This is a genomic window from Streptomyces sp. NBC_00249, from assembly GCF_026342355.1.
In the GTDB taxonomy this organism is placed as follows: domain Bacteria; phylum Actinomycetota; class Actinomycetes; order Streptomycetales; family Streptomycetaceae; genus Streptomyces.
Genome location: NZ_JAPEMV010000001.1, coordinates 824,960 through 838,319 on the forward strand (window position 1 = coordinate 824,960; position 13,360 = coordinate 838,319).

The 13,360-nt window shown below is 74.3% G+C and carries 8 protein-coding genes; 3 read left to right on the forward strand and 5 right to left on the reverse strand.

The annotated features are described in order from the left end of the window. Positions 1–59 precede the first annotated feature (59 nt). Positions 60–3,965 carry a Pls/PosA family non-ribosomal peptide synthetase gene (locus OOK31_RS03715; RefSeq protein ID WP_267010866.1) on the reverse strand — a complete coding sequence of 1,302 codons (3,906 nt, stop codon included), beginning with the start codon at positions 3,963–3,965 and terminating at the stop codon, positions 60–62. Positions 3,966–4,349: 384 nt separating this feature from the next. Between OOK31_RS03715 and OOK31_RS03720 the strand changes: the two genes are divergently transcribed. Then, positions 4,350–5,132, forward strand: coding sequence for a lysophospholipid acyltransferase family protein (locus tag OOK31_RS03720; RefSeq protein ID WP_267010867.1), 783 nt, complete (start codon positions 4,350–4,352; stop codon positions 5,130–5,132). Between the two features lie 18 nt (positions 5,133–5,150). Here the strand turns inward: OOK31_RS03720 and OOK31_RS03725 are convergent, their stop codons facing one another. The 3 genes from OOK31_RS03725 to OOK31_RS03735 all read right to left on the reverse strand — a co-directional run bounded on the left by OOK31_RS03725 (position 5,151) and on the right by OOK31_RS03735 (position 9,278). Beyond that, positions 5,151–6,635: a hypothetical protein gene (locus OOK31_RS03725; protein ID WP_267010868.1), complete on the reverse strand. Its 1,485-nt coding sequence runs from the start codon at positions 6,633–6,635 to the stop codon at positions 5,151–5,153. Between the two features lie 19 nt (positions 6,636–6,654). Continuing rightward, complete coding sequence (locus OOK31_RS03730; RefSeq protein WP_267010869.1) at positions 6,655–8,100, reverse strand: hypothetical protein; 1,446 nt, start codon at positions 8,098–8,100, stop codon at positions 6,655–6,657. A 254-nt stretch (positions 8,101–8,354) separates the two neighbouring features. Then, complete coding sequence (locus OOK31_RS03735; protein WP_267010870.1) at positions 8,355–9,278, reverse strand: metallophosphoesterase; 924 nt, start codon at positions 9,276–9,278, stop codon at positions 8,355–8,357. A 368-nt stretch (positions 9,279–9,646) separates the two neighbouring features. Between OOK31_RS03735 and OOK31_RS03740 the strand changes: the two genes are divergently transcribed. Continuing rightward, a complete protein-coding gene (locus tag OOK31_RS03740; protein ID WP_267010871.1) occupies positions 9,647–10,345 on the forward strand; it encodes a DUF4142 domain-containing protein in 699 nt (232 codons plus the stop codon). A 14-nt stretch (positions 10,346–10,359) separates the two neighbouring features. Next, positions 10,360–11,715: a DUF1996 domain-containing protein gene (locus tag OOK31_RS03745; RefSeq protein ID WP_267010872.1), complete on the forward strand. Its 1,356-nt coding sequence runs from the start codon at positions 10,360–10,362 to the stop codon at positions 11,713–11,715. Positions 11,716–11,996: 281 nt separating this feature from the next. On the opposite strand, the gene OOK31_RS03750 is transcribed toward OOK31_RS03745, so the two are convergent. Then, positions 11,997–13,274, reverse strand: a complete 1,278-nt coding sequence (locus OOK31_RS03750) for a CdaR family transcriptional regulator (protein ID WP_267010873.1) — start codon at positions 13,272–13,274, stop codon at positions 11,997–11,999. Between the last annotated feature and the right edge of the window lie 86 nt (positions 13,275–13,360).

Genomic DNA, 13,360 nt, shown 5'->3' on the forward strand with positions numbered 1-13,360 from the left:
GGTGCCGCTGATGCCGCTGGTCCTGCCGGTGCCGCTGCCGTCGCCGCGCGGACCGCCGGTCAGGACCGCCACGCCTCGATCGGGTTGCCCAGCCAGCGGGTGTCGGCGGGGACGGACTCCCCGGCCATCACGAGGGAGGCGGGGCCCAGGGTGCTGCGGGCCCCGACCGTGCTCCCGGGCAGGACGATGCCGCCCGGGCCCAGGGTGGCGCCCTCGCGGAGGATCACAGTATCCGTCCTCAAGATCCGGTCGTGGAAGAGGTGTGTCTGCAACACGCATCCCCGGTTCACGCTGACCGCGTCGCCCAGCTCCACCAGGTCCGTCTCGGGCAGCCAGTAGCTCTCGCACCACACGCCCCGGCCGATCCGGGCGCCGAGCGCGCGCAGCCACAGGGCGAGCAGCGGCGTACCGGGTACGGATCCGGCCAGCCACGGCACGGCCAGTACTTCGACGAAGGTGTCGGCCAGTTCGTTGCGCCACACGAAGCCGCTCCACAGCGGGTGCTCGCCCGTCCGGTGCCGGCCCACCAGCAGCCATTTCGCGGCCACCGAGACCAGACCGGCGGCCGCTCCGGCGGCGAGCAGGACCGCGCCGGACAGCAGGGCGGCCCCCCAGACGCCGAGGGCGCGGGGGTCCGCCAGCGCGCAGAGCGCCGCCACGGTCAGTACGGCCAGGGCGGCCGAGCAGAAGACGGGGACGAGGCGGCACAGTTCCACCAGGCCGCGGGCCCACAGCAGGCGCGCGGGCGGGTCGTAGGTCCGGCTCTGGTCGGCGCCGGCGGCCGAGCGCGGCAGCCGGACCGGCGGCAGGCCCAGGTAGGAGCTGCCCTTCTTGGCCTTCTTCGGGGTGGCGGACAGGACGCCGACGAGTCCGTCGTCGGGGACGGAGCGGCCGGGGGCGGTCATTCCGGAGTTGCCGAGGAAGGCCCGGCGGCCGATCTCGGAGTGTCCGACGCGCACCCAGCCGCCGCCCAGTTCGTAGGGGGCGGTCAGGGTGTCGTCGGCGAGGAAGGCGCCTTCGCCGACGGTGGTGAGGCTGGGCAGTGCGAGCACGGTGGACACCTCGGCGCCGCGGCCGATCTTCATGCCGAGCAGGCGCAGCCACACCGGGGTGATCAGCCCCGCGTACAGCGGGAAGAGCGTTTCGCGGGCCAGGTCCATCAGCTGGGTGACGGTCCAGGCCTGCCATCCGACGCGGCTGTGCGTCGGATGGACCCCGGTGCGCAGGCCGAGGCTGAGCAGGCGTACGCAGACCAGCAGGAGCAGCGCGTACGTGAAGCCGAAGGCGAGCGCGCCGGGTACGACGGCGAGCAGCACTCCGCGCAGGGCTTCGCCGAGTCCAGCCGTGGTGGGGACGAACAGGCTCGCCACGAGCAGGGCGGGCACGGTGGCGAGCACGGGCAGGGCGGTCAGGCAGAAGCCGGTCGCCCCGTAGGCGGCCCGCCAGTGGACGGAGCGCGGCGGGCGTTCCTTGGGCCAGTTCCGCTTGGCCTTGCCGAGTTTGACGGCGGGCGCTCCGGCCCAGCGCTGGCCGGTCGGGATCTGTCCGGCCACGGCGGAGCCGGGGGCCACCTCGGCCCGCTTGCCGACGCGGGCGCCGGGGAAGAGCATGCTGCGGGTGCCGACCACGGCGCCCGCGCCGACCTTGACGGGGCCGATCTCCAGCCGGTCGCCGTCCAGCCAGTGCCCGGAGAGGTCCACCTCGGACTCCACGGCGCAGCCGCGGCCGAGTTTGAGCATGCCGGTGACCGGGGGCAGGGAGTGCAGGTCGACCTCGGGGCCGATCTTGGCGCCCAGGGCGCGGCCGTAGCGTTCCAGCCAGGAGCCGGTGAGGGAGGTCGCGCCGGTGTACTCGGCGAGCCGCTCGGCCGTCCACAGGCGCAGGTGCACGCTGCCGCCGCGCGGGTAGCGCCCGGGCTTCACGCCGCGCAGCAGCAGGCGGGCGCCGCCGGCGGCGAGCGCGAGGCGGCCGGGCGGGCTGAAGAGGAGGGCCGCGCCGGCGGCAACGAGCCACCAGGAGGCGGTCGGCGCCCACGGGTAGGCGCCGAACCAGTGGGCGGCGTTGCCCAGGGCCAGCAGCGCCACCGTCCAGCGCAGGCCGACGAGGGTGAACAGCGGGAGCAGCAGGAGGGACTGGATCGCCTGGGAGCGCAGCGGTACGGGTGCGACGGTCCGGGCCGTGCCGTCGCCCTGGGCGGATTTCTCCAGGTGCCGGGCGAGCTTGCGCAGGGTGGGCTGCTGGTAGATGTCGAGGACGGCCGCGCTCGGGTAGCGGGTGCGCAGCCGGGTGGTGAGCTGGGCGGCGGCGAGGCTGCTGCCGCCGATCGCGAAGAAGTCGTCGGCGGCGCCGGTGACGGCCACGCCGAGGGTCTCGCTCCACTGCTCGGCGAGCCAGGCCTCGGTCCCGTACAGCTGTTCGGCGGGGCCGGTGGTCTCCAGTTCGGGCAGCGGCCAGGGCAGGGCGTCGCGGTCCACCTTGCCGGAGGTGCGGGTCGGCAGTTCCTCGACCGGGGCGAGCAGCGGGACGAGGGCGGCGGGCAGCTCGGCGCGCAGCCGGGTCACGGCCGCCGCGTGGTCCCAGCCGTCCTGGGTGACGAGGTAGCCGACGAGCAGCTGGTTGCCGCTGCGGGCGGTGCGGACGGCGGCGGCCGCGCCGGCGACGCCGGGCAGGGCCTGGAGCGCGGAGTCGACCTCGCCGAGCTCGATGCGGCGTCCGCCGAGCTTGATCTGCTCGTCGCCGCGGCCGAGGAAGACGAGCCCTTCCGGTTCGGCGCGGACGAGGTCGCCGCTGCGGTAGGCGCGCTGCCAGCCGAGGGAGTCGAGGGGGGCGTACTTCTCGGCGTCCTTCTCGGGGTCGAGGTAGCGGGCCAGGCCGACGCCGCCGATGACGAGCTGGCCGCTGCCGCCCATCGGGACCGGCTCGCCGGACTCGTCGACCACGGCCAGTTCCCAGCCGTTCAGGGGGAGCCCGATCCGGATCGGTTCCTCGCCTGTCAGGAGCGAGGCGCAGGCCACGACGGTGGCCTCGGTGGGGCCGTAGGTGTTCCAGACCTCGCGGCCCTCGGTGACCAGGCGCTGGGTCAGTTCGGGCGGGCAGGCCTCGCCGCCGAAGATCAGCAGCCGGACCTCGTTGAGCGCTTCGGGCTCCCACAGCGCGGCCAGGGTCGGCACGGTGGAGACGACGGTGATCTCCTGCTCCACCAGCCAGGGGCCGAGGTCGGCGCCGCTGCGGACCTGGGAGCGGGGTACGGGCACCAGGCAGGCGCCGTAGCGCCAGGCCAGCCACATCTCCTCGCAGGAGGCGTCGAAGGCGACGGAGAGCCCGGCCATGACCCGGTCGCCGGGGCCGATGGGCTCCTCGGCGAGGAAGAGCGCGGCTTCGGCGTCGACGAAGGCGGCGGCGCTGCGGTGGGTGACGGCGACGCCCTTGGGCTTGCCGGTGGAGCCGGAGGTGAAGATGATCCAGGCGTCGTGCTCGGGTCCGGGCCGCGCGGCGGCGGCCGGGGCCCCGGCGGGGCCGGTGACCTCGACGGAGTGTCCGGCGCCGAGCACCGCGCGCACCCCGGCCTCGCCGAAGACCAGCTCGGCCCGCTCGTCGGGGTCCTCGGCGTCGACGGGCACGTAGGCGGCGCCGGCGGCGAGGACGGCGAGGACTGCGGTGTACAGCTCGTTGGTACCGGACGGCACCCGGATGCCGACCCGGTCGCCGAGCCCGACGCCGGCGGCCTCCAGGGCCCGGCGGCGGCGTTCGACCTCGACGGCCAGCGCCCGGTAGGTCAGCCGGCCGGTGCCGTCGTCCAGGGCGAGTTCGTCGGGGTGGGCGCGTACGGAGGCCTCGAAGACGTCGACGAGGGTGCGGGCGGGGGCCGCGGGCCCGGCGGAGAACAGGGCGGACTTGCCGGAGTCCTCGCGGGTCCGGGCGTCGTCGAGCAGGATGCGTTCCCCGCGCTCAGGTGTGGCTGACATCGGCCCTCGTGTCTCGTTCCCGGTAACGTCCGGGTCGCCGGCGGAGCCCGGGTTTGCCCAGGTTGTTCCGGACCAGCGCCAAACAACCCGCCAGTCTAGTGCGGCATCAAGGATTTCCTCGTCGAAACATTGCGTGAACTCTTGCGCCTGGCCGGGAAGAGGCGGTATCGGGGACGGCCCGGCCGCCCGCTCACCCCCGGGACGGGTGTACGAGCGCCCGGGCGGGCCGCCGCCCGTGGACCGGCTCCGCCCGCTCCGGCGGAGGGCGACGACTTCGGCGCACTCCCCCGGCGTGGAGCCGCGAGGATTTCCGCACGGAAAATGAGCAGCACGCCACCACATTCGCGTGAAACCGGCCTCGATAACCGAGAGCGAGCACTCTTCGTGTCCGAAAGCATGAACGATGTCCTGGAGACGGCGGCGGCCGAATTCCGGCAGCTGGGGAAGCTCCTGGGCGCGGCGGCCGAGACCGCCTTCGACCGCACCCTCGACTGGCTCGTCGACGACTACTTCCGCCTGGACGTACTGGGGCTGGAGAACGTTCCGGCCGAGGGCGCGGCGATGCTCGCGGCGAACCACTCCGGGGCGTGGGGACTGGACGCCTTCGTGCTCCACAAGGTCTTCGCGCGTTCCCTGGGCCGGCCCCTGCGCATTCCGGCCGCGCCGTTCACTTTCCGCGTACCGGTGCTCGGTCCGTACGCGCAGAAGAACGGCGCCTATCCGATCGAGCCGACCCTCGGACTGGAACACCTGAACGCGGGGGGACTCGTAGGAGTCTTTCCCGAGGGGACTTCAGGGCTGGAAAAGCCTTTCCACGAACGCTACCGGCTTCGGCCTTTCAGCCCCGGTTTCGCGGTGACCGCGGTCCGCGCGGGCGCGCCCGTGATCCCGGTGGCCGTGGTGGGCGCGGAGGAGGCGTGCCCCAAGCTCGGGGAGGTCCCGGCCCTCGCACGCCTCTTCGACCTGCCCTACTTCCCGCTCACCCCGGGCTTCCCGCTGCCCTCGAAGTGGCTCGTCACCATCGGCGAGCCGATCCCGGCGCCGGTGCGGCCGACGTCCATCGCCGAGCGGTCGGCGGCGGCGCGCGGTCTGTGCGCCGAGGTCCAGCGGGCGGTGCAGGAGATGCTGGACCGGGAGACCGGCCGCCGGGAGACGGCCTTCTGGTAGGCGGGGGCGCCGCGCGGGTCAGCCCGACAGCCGCTGCGCGGCGGCCCGGACCTCGGACGCGGCCTTCGCGCACCGGTCCGCGTGGCCCAGGAGCACCATGCGGAACCGTTCGCCCGCCTCGTCCCCGTTCCAGCCGGTGTTCCCGGCGCAGGCGGCGAGGCTTTCCGCGTGCCGTTCCAGCCGGTCGGCGCTGGCCCGTGCCAGGGCCCCGTAGGAGGCGGGGGCGTAGCCGGGCGCGGCGACGGGCAGCGCCGCCGGCAGACCGACCGTCACCCGTGCGTCGGTCGGCCGCCCTTCGGGGTCCGTCAGGGCCACGAGCAGCCCGTGCGGCGCGAGGGTGTCCGGCAGCCGGGCGGGTTCGAGCCGGGGGGAGATCAGCACCGGGCGGGCCTCCGCCACGACCGCGCGTACGGCCTGCTCCGCGACGAGGGCCGCGAACGGCGTCCACGCGCAGCCGCCGGGGACGGTGCACAGCGCCGCCGGCCAGGAGCCGGGGCCGTCCTCGCCCGGCGGGTGCGGCAGCAGAGCGGGCGCGCACAGGATCTCGGTGCCGGGGTCCACGGTCAGGTCCCGCCAGGTGAAGGGTGCCCGCACCGGGTGCGCGGCGGCGGCCACGGGCGGGTAGCGCCGCAGGGCCAGGGCGACGGCCCGGTCCGGGGAGGCGGCGGCCCGGGCGGCCAGCAGGGCCAGGGCCTGGAGCGCGGTCGTGGAGGCGGCCTCGGACACCAGGGCGAGCGCGTGCGCGACGACGGGCACCGTGCGGGCGTCGGCCGCCGTCAGGCCGCGCGCGCAGAGCCGTCCGGCCAGGGACTCCGGGTCCGGACCGGCCAGGTACGGCGCCAGCCGCCGGGCGAGGGCCGCGGCCCTGGCCTCGTACGCGCGGCTGTCCACGGCCCCGGTCGCCGCCGCGAGCACCTCGCTGAGCAGGGTGTCCTCGGCGGCGTCGGCTCCGACGACCACGCGGCGGGCCAGGCGCAGCATTCCGGCACGCCAGTCCTGCCCGTCGAGGGTGCCGTCGCCGCGCCGGGCCGCGGTGACCCGGTCGACGTCCTCGGCGAGCAGGGGGCGCAGCTCCCCGGCGGGCGGAGCCGCCTCGCGTGCCAGGGCCGTGTCGGGGGCGGCGTGCGGGGAGAGTCCGTAGCGCCGGCCCCCGGCGTCGAGGCCGCTCGCGGGGGCCAGGGCGCCCGCCTGCTCGGCGCGGGCGAGCAGGGCTTCGGCGTCGTCGGTGGTGAGCGGGACGAGGAAGGAGCCGAAGGGGGTGCGCAGTTGGACGGGCCGTCCGGAGCGGCTGCGGGCGAGGTGCGCGAGCAGCCGGCGGGTCAGGCCCTCGCGGGTGAGCGCGTCCAGGCCCAGCGCGCGGGCGGGCGCGTCGGTCCAGGGCAGCCGCTGGGCGAGCAGGGTGGCGCTGAACAGGGCGTTCTCCAGGGGCCAGGCCGCGGCGGGGCCCCGTGCGGCGCTGCTGCCCGGTCCGGCCCCCGGGCCGGGGCGGTCGTCGTCGGTCATCGGTCGGTCTCCCTCGCGGTCACTTGTCGCGCAGCATGTACGGCTGGTTGCCGGCGATCTCGCCGTCGTAGGCCCGGATCAGGCCGTTGACCCGTTCCCGGTGGTGGGCCATGGCGCCGCGCAGGCTGTCGGAGTACGCCTGGGGGGCGTGGGACAGCGGGTAGTCGTACGAATCGTCCAGCCAGGACAGTTCGACCCAGCTGTCGGGGACGTCGTGGGGGGACGCCGGTCCGCGTCCGTCGAGCGTCGGGATGACGTCGTGCTTGTTGACCAGGCTGATCACCCGGGTGGTGTGGTCGGCGGGCCGCTTGGCGTCGACCGGCGAGCCGACGGCGATCACGTGGGTGAGGCGGTACGTCGCGGAGAACTCCGGGTCCGAGGCCAGGTTCATCGCGGTGATCCCGCCCAGGCTGTGCCCGACGATCATGAGGTCGGACCCGACCGGTACGCCCGCCCGCAGCAGGAGGTCGCGGGCGGCGCGGGTATAGGTGGTGTCGGTGTGCAGGAAGCCGTCGAAGACGCCGACGAGGTCCTGGGGGGTGCTGTTGCTGAGCAGGACGAAGCTGGTTCCGGGCAGCAGGAGCACGTGCCGGACGGCGCCGTCGGCGCAGTGGACGCGGCGCAGCAGGGCCAGGCCGTGGTTGCCGAGGGCGCCGATGTCGTTGACGTAGCTGACGATGTCGTTGGCGGAGGTGGTCAGGACCTTGGCGAGGATGGAGTCCGGTGCGGTCCGCTCGGCTCGGCCGGGGCCGGGGTTGAGGAACCTGACCAGGGAACCCGGCAGTCCGAGGAAGGGGTCGGTGGTGGGCACTCCCCCGGCGAGGGTCACCCAGGAGAAGGCGTCGTTGACCGGGTTCTCGTCGAGCAGGCCGAGCAGCGCGAGGAGTTCCATCATGACGGGGCTGAGGGTGGTGAGGGCGCGGGTGATGCCGAGCAGTTCGACCAGGCCGCGCAGGGCGCGGAGCGCTTCGAGCCGCTTCCCGGCCACCATCGCGTCCGTCAGGCGGCGGGCCGCCGGGGTGTCCAGGTTGGGGTGCGCGGAGGCCGCCGCGCTGATCCGCAGGGCGAAGGCGTCCACGGCCATGGCCACCTTGGCGGGCCGGCGGTACGTCATGTTCCCGGCAGTCCTGGCCAGTTCGCCGATCAGGCCGCCGTTGGCGCCGAAGCCCAGGCCGGAGGGACTGGTGAGGGCCTTGGCGCAGGACACCGCCGTACCCAGCGCCCAGACGGGGCGGCGCAGGGCTTCCAGCCCGAAGCGCCAGCTGCCGAGCGCGCCGGTGAGTTCCGCGCCGGCCTGGCGGGCGGTGAGCGCCGCGTCGGCCAGCAGGACCGAGGCCGCGATCAGCAGCTCGGCGTCGGTCCGTCCGGGCTCGGCGGGGGCGGCCGGGGTGTTCTGTGCGGGGGGCTCCGGTTTCCGCCGCTCGGGAAGGTGCCGCGCCGCTTCGTCGACCACCTGAGGGGTCACTTGCCCGCCTCTCGTCCGTGTCCGCCGGGTGCGCAGGCATGGTGGCACCGAATCCGGCCACCGCGGCGCCCACGTCACCCCGCGCACCCCGGGGGGAATTCCGGTACACCCCTGTCCCCACCGGCCCGCGCCCGTACACGGCCCCCCGAGAGAACCGGGGGTGAGCCCTCCGACCCCGGGTTGACGTGGGGCGTTCGGGGGCGCGGCGGCCGGAGCCGGTCACCTCCGCCCGGGCCGCCTCCGCGGAGGACCGCTCATCTCCCGGCGGCTTCCCCGGACAGGGCGTCCGCCGCTCGCGGGCGGGTCGCGTACGGGAGGATCTCGCGCAGGAGCCCGCGGGGGTGGCCGCGCCTGCGCCATTCCCTGGGGTAGCCGATCGAGACCTCCTCGAAGCGCACCCCGTCGTACCAGGTGGTGCGGGGGACGTGGAGGTGGCCGTAGACGACGGCCGCGACGTTGAAGCGGCGGTGCCAGTCGGCGGTGAGTTCGGTCCCGCACCACTGGGCGAACTGCGGGTGCCACAGCACCGACGTGGGCTCGCGCACGAGCGGCCAGTGGCCGACGAGCACCAGCGGGACGGACCGGTCGTGGGCGGCGAGCCGGCGTTCGGCCTCGGCGACCCGGGCCCGGCACCAGTCCTCCCGGGAGGGGTACGGGTCCGGGTGGAGCATGTACTCGTCGGTGCAGACGATGCCCGCCTCCCGGGCGCGGGCGAGGGACTCCTCCTTGGTCGCCGTCCCCTCGACCCGGAAGGTGTAGTCGTAGAGGAGGAACAGCGGCGCCACGGCGACCGGTCCTCCCGGGCCCCGCCACACGCGGAAGGGGTCCTCCGGTGTGCTCACGCCCAGGCGCCGGCAGCTCTCGACGAGGCGCTCGTACCTCGCCCGTCCCCGCAGTTGTACGGGGTCCTTGGCCGGGGTCCACAGTTCGTGGTTGCCGGGGGTCCACACCACGTGGGCGAAGCGTTCGGCGAGCAGTCCGAGCGCCCATTCCACGTCGTCGAGCCGTTCGGCGACGTCTCCGGCGACGATGAGCCAGTCCTGGTCCCCGGACGGGCGCAGCGACTCGACGATCGGCCGGTTCTCGGCCATGCCCACGTGCAGGTCGCTGACCGCGAGGAGCCTGCCCGTGCCTCCTGCTCCGGGCGCCGCCGCACCGGGGCCGTTCGGATGGTTCATCGAGGCGGGTTCCCGTTCTGTCGGCGGTCGGGGACGCGGCAAGATACCAGCCTTCCGGGAGCTTGCCCGGATGTTTATCCGATGGTGATGGTCCTGCGGCAGCGGTACCCCGTGTGGCACTAGCGTCCCGTGGCACCTCAGGAGTGCGGGTGCGCACCGCTCGGTACGGGCGGCGCTCGCGGTCCCCGCGGTCCGGGACCCGGTGTCCCGGTGTGCCCGGGGAGCCGCTCACCCACGTACCCACGGCTGTTCACGTCCGCACCCGGCCCGTGGACCCGTGGACCCGCGGGCCCCGCGGCTCCTGTTCGCCCCTGGAGCAAGGAGGCACTGTGCTGTCATTCCGGCGACGAACCGTCAGCGGCTTGTCGGTGGCCACCAGATACACGATCGGAAGCGGGCTGGTCATCACCGCGCTCGCCGTCACGCTGATCGCGCTGCTGATCCCCGTGTCCAAGTTCGGCGACCGGGCCTCCGCCGCGAACGCGGCCCCGGCCGGCAAGCTGCCGGCCGCCGATGACGACGGCGGCGGGGTCATGAGCACGGCGTACGGGCCGTTGACCGCCGCGGACCGGGACTTCGTCCGCAAGGTACGGCTCGCCGGGCTGTGGGAGCTGCCCGCCGGACGGCAGGCCCAGCAGCGCGGGACGCGCGCCTCGGTGCGCACCGCCGGGGAGCACCTGGTCGAGGGCCACACCGAACTGGACCGCCAGGTCCTCCAGGTGGGACAGGCGCTCGGCATGGACCTGCCCAACCAGCCGTCCGCCCAACAGCAGGACTGGCTGGCGCAGTTGAGCCGGGCGCCCGCGAACGAGTACGAGCGGCTGTTCATCCAGCTGCTGCGCCGCGCGCACGGCAAGGTCTTCGCGCTGCTGGCGCAGATCCGGGCGCAGACCCGCAACTCCATGGTGCGCGCCCTGGCGACCTCGGCCAACGCGACCGTCCTGGACCACATCTCGGTCCTGGAGGAGAGCGGGCTGGTCGATTTCGACACGCTCTCGGACGCCTCCGCCGCGCCGTCCCACCACCAGGGGGCCCCGGCCCCCTCCGATGTCCGACCGACGAAGTGAAGTGACGTGATCTGATGAGTCAACAGGACCACAGGCGACCGAGGTTGTCGAAGAAACTCGTGGCGGTGACCTCCGCGCTGCTGCTCGGCGCCGGTGCGGTCGCCGTGATCGCGGGCAACGCGTCCGCCGGGCAGGACGCCTCGCGCACGGGCCGGGCGACGGCCACGATCGACTGCCCGGACGTGGGCGACAAGCTGACCTCCGTCCCCGAGCAGGCCAGGGCCGAGGTCGACCGGAACCTCGCCGAGCTGGACGTCCAGGTCGCCGACGCCTACCGGCGGCTGTCCGGCGGCACCTCCAAGGAGTCCCTCCTGGGCGAGCTCCGCCAGCAGCGCGGCTCGACCATCGGCCGGGTGTCCGACGCGATAGTCCGCTCCGGCGGGGGCCGGCAGGGGCTGGACGGCCTGAGCGGATGCGCGATGAAGGAGGCGCCCTCGGAGGAGGACACGGCGGCCGATCCGGCCGCGGCCCGCAGCCTCGGGCAGAAGGGCGGGCCGGCCCGGAGCGACTTCGTCGCGATCGGCAAGGTCAAGCCGAACGTCCGTACCCCCGCGCCGCAACGCGGCGCGACCAACGGCTCGTTCAGCTCCGAGTGCGGCCGCAACGAGAACGGCCACTTCAACCCCGACAACGTCATCGTCGCGCCCGGTGTCTCCAACGGGGCGCACCACATGCACGACTACGTCGGCAACAAGTCCACGGACGCCTTCTCCACCAACGACAGCCTCGCGGCCTCCGGCACCACCTGCGGCAACGGCGACCAGTCCACCTACTACTGGCCGGTGCTGCGGCTGCGCGACGGCAAGGCGGAGCGGGACGCGAAGGCCCCCGGCGGCGGGCAGGACGCCAACGTGGGCACGATCCTGCGGCCGAAGACGGTCACGACCACCTTCAAGGGGAGTCCCGTGGGCCAGGTCAAGGCCATGCCCCGGTTCCTGCGGATCATCACGGGTGACGCCAAGGCCTTCGCCAACGGCACGGCCAACGCCAACGCCTCCTGGAGCTGCACCGGTTTCGAGGACCGCCAGCTCAAGGACAAGTACCCGGTGTGCCCGAAGGGCAGCGACGTGGTGCGCACCTTCACCTTCCAGAGCTGCTGGGACGGGCGCAACACCGACAGCGCCAACCACCGCACGCACATGGCCTTCCCCGACGGCAACGGCCGCTGCAAGAAGGGCTTCACCGCCGTCCCGCAGCTGGTGCAGCGGATCACCTACGGGGTCGCGCCCGGCGCGCGCTTCGCGGTGGACAGCTTCCCCGAGCAGCTGCACAAGCCCGTCACCGACCACGGCGACTTCATCAACGTCATGTCGAACGGCCTGATGAGGAAGGCGGTGGACTGCATCAACGGCGGGCGCACCTGCCGCTGACCCCCAGCCCCCGCTCCCCCTGCTCCCGGGGCCGGGCACTCCCCCTCCCCATCCACCGTGCCCGTCCCGGGAAAGGTGCCGGCCCGAAGCCCGCTCGGCGGACTTCGGGCCGGCGTCGCGCCCGCGCGTGGTGCCGTACGCGTACGGGGTCCCCCGCGCCGTACGGGTCCTGCGCACGACAGCGGCCCGGCGCCCGTCGTGACGGGTGCCGGGCCGCTGCCGCGCGGTCAGGGATCAGGGTCAGGGATCAGGGTCAGGGATCAGGGCTCAGGGCTCAGGGCTCACAGGCCGTTGACGCGGGCCATCCTTCCGACGACCAGCGGGGTGAAGTCGGCGGTGACCACGCGTCCGCCGCGGCGGCCCGCCCGCGAGTGCTGGCGTCGTACCTGGGCCATCAGGCGGCGGCTGCGCAGGGCCATCTCCAGCTCGAACCGGGTGCGCGGGTCGCGCAGTCCGGGCCCGAAGAGCTTCTCCAGCTGCCGCATCCGGTACCGCACGGTCTGCGGATGGACGCTGAGGGCCTTGGCCGCCTCCGGGGCTCCGCCGCCCTCCAGCCAGGCGAGCAGGGTCACCTCCAGCCGCTCGCTCTGGCGGGGGGTGAGATCCGCCAGGGGACGCAGCCAGCGGGCGGCCAGTGCGTGGGCGAGGGGTTCGTCCTGGAGCAGCAGGAGGGTGGAGAGGTGGTCGTCGACGAACACGGCCCGGGCGTCCAGGCTTCCGCGCGAGGGGGTCAGGGCGAGCAGGCGCAGCGCCCAGCGCAGCGAGGACGCGGCGTCCCGCAGGGGTACCGCGTGGCCGACGGCCGCGGCCCGGCCGCGCAGCGGGAGTTCGAGCGCGGCCCGGCCGTCCGGGTCGTGGCTCGGCAGCAGCAGGCAGGGGCGGCCGCCGAACATCCCGGGGAGGGCGTCCTCCAGTACGGCGGCCAGTTGCTGCGTCTCGCCGGGGGTGGCCAGGGCGACGGCCCGTACGGAGGCGGGCAGGGGCCAGCCGGCGGTTTCCGCGAGCTCGGTGAGGGAGCTCTCGGACGCGACCCGGTCGTCGGTGAGGGCCTGGAAGAGGTCCTGGCGGGCCCGGTCGGTCGGGGCGGGTGCCGGCGGACGCTCCGGATGCCCGCCGGCGCGGGCCGCCGCCGCCTCCCGTCCGCCCTGCTGGGGGACGGCCGCGAGCATCTTGCCTTCCGCCCGGACGGCGGCGGGGACGGGCCCGCCGCCGTGGACGGACCCGAGCGCGCTCTCGCGGACCTCCTCGCGCACCTCCCGGTGGCGGTCGCCCTCGACGTCCTCCTGGCGGCCGTCGTGCCGGTCCTCCTCCCCTTCTCCCTCCCCTTCTTCCTGGGTGTCCTCCTGGTAGCCGAGGACGGTCAGCAGTGCCGCTTCCACCCTCTGTCTGAGCAACTCGTCGCCGATGGCATCGTTGTCATCGATAAGGGCGGAAAATTCCGGAATTCCATGCAGAAGTTCCTCCACTATCTCGGCCGCCATCCCGGGGAGTTCCCTGCGCAGGACGCGGGTCCACTCGCCTCGGGGGCGGGACCAGATGCGGTTCAGAAGTTCGCACATCGTTGCCTCGTTCTTGCCGGGGTAAGGCCTGTCCGCCGGAGGCGGGACGGGCCCCACCGAGGTTGCCTGTCTCGCGAACAACCTTG

Excerpts from the sequence above, each read along its gene's own strand:
- OOK31_RS03725 (WP_267010868.1), bottom strand. The coding sequence starts at position 6,635 with ATGACCGACGACGACCGCCCCGGCCCGGGGGCCGGACCGGGCAGCAGC.
- OOK31_RS03750 (WP_267010873.1), bottom strand. The coding sequence starts at position 13,274 with ATGTGCGAACTTCTGAACCGCATCTGGTCCCGCCCCCGAGGCGAGTGG.
- OOK31_RS03735 (WP_267010870.1), bottom strand. The coding sequence starts at position 9,278 with ATGAACCATCCGAACGGCCCCGGTGCGGCGGCGCCCGGAGCAGGAGGC.
- OOK31_RS03715 (WP_267010866.1), bottom strand. The coding sequence starts at position 3,965 with ATGTCAGCCACACCTGAGCGCGGGGAACGCATCCTGCTCGACGACGCC.
- OOK31_RS03745 (WP_267010872.1), top strand. The coding sequence starts at position 10,360 with ATGAGTCAACAGGACCACAGGCGACCGAGGTTGTCGAAGAAACTCGTG.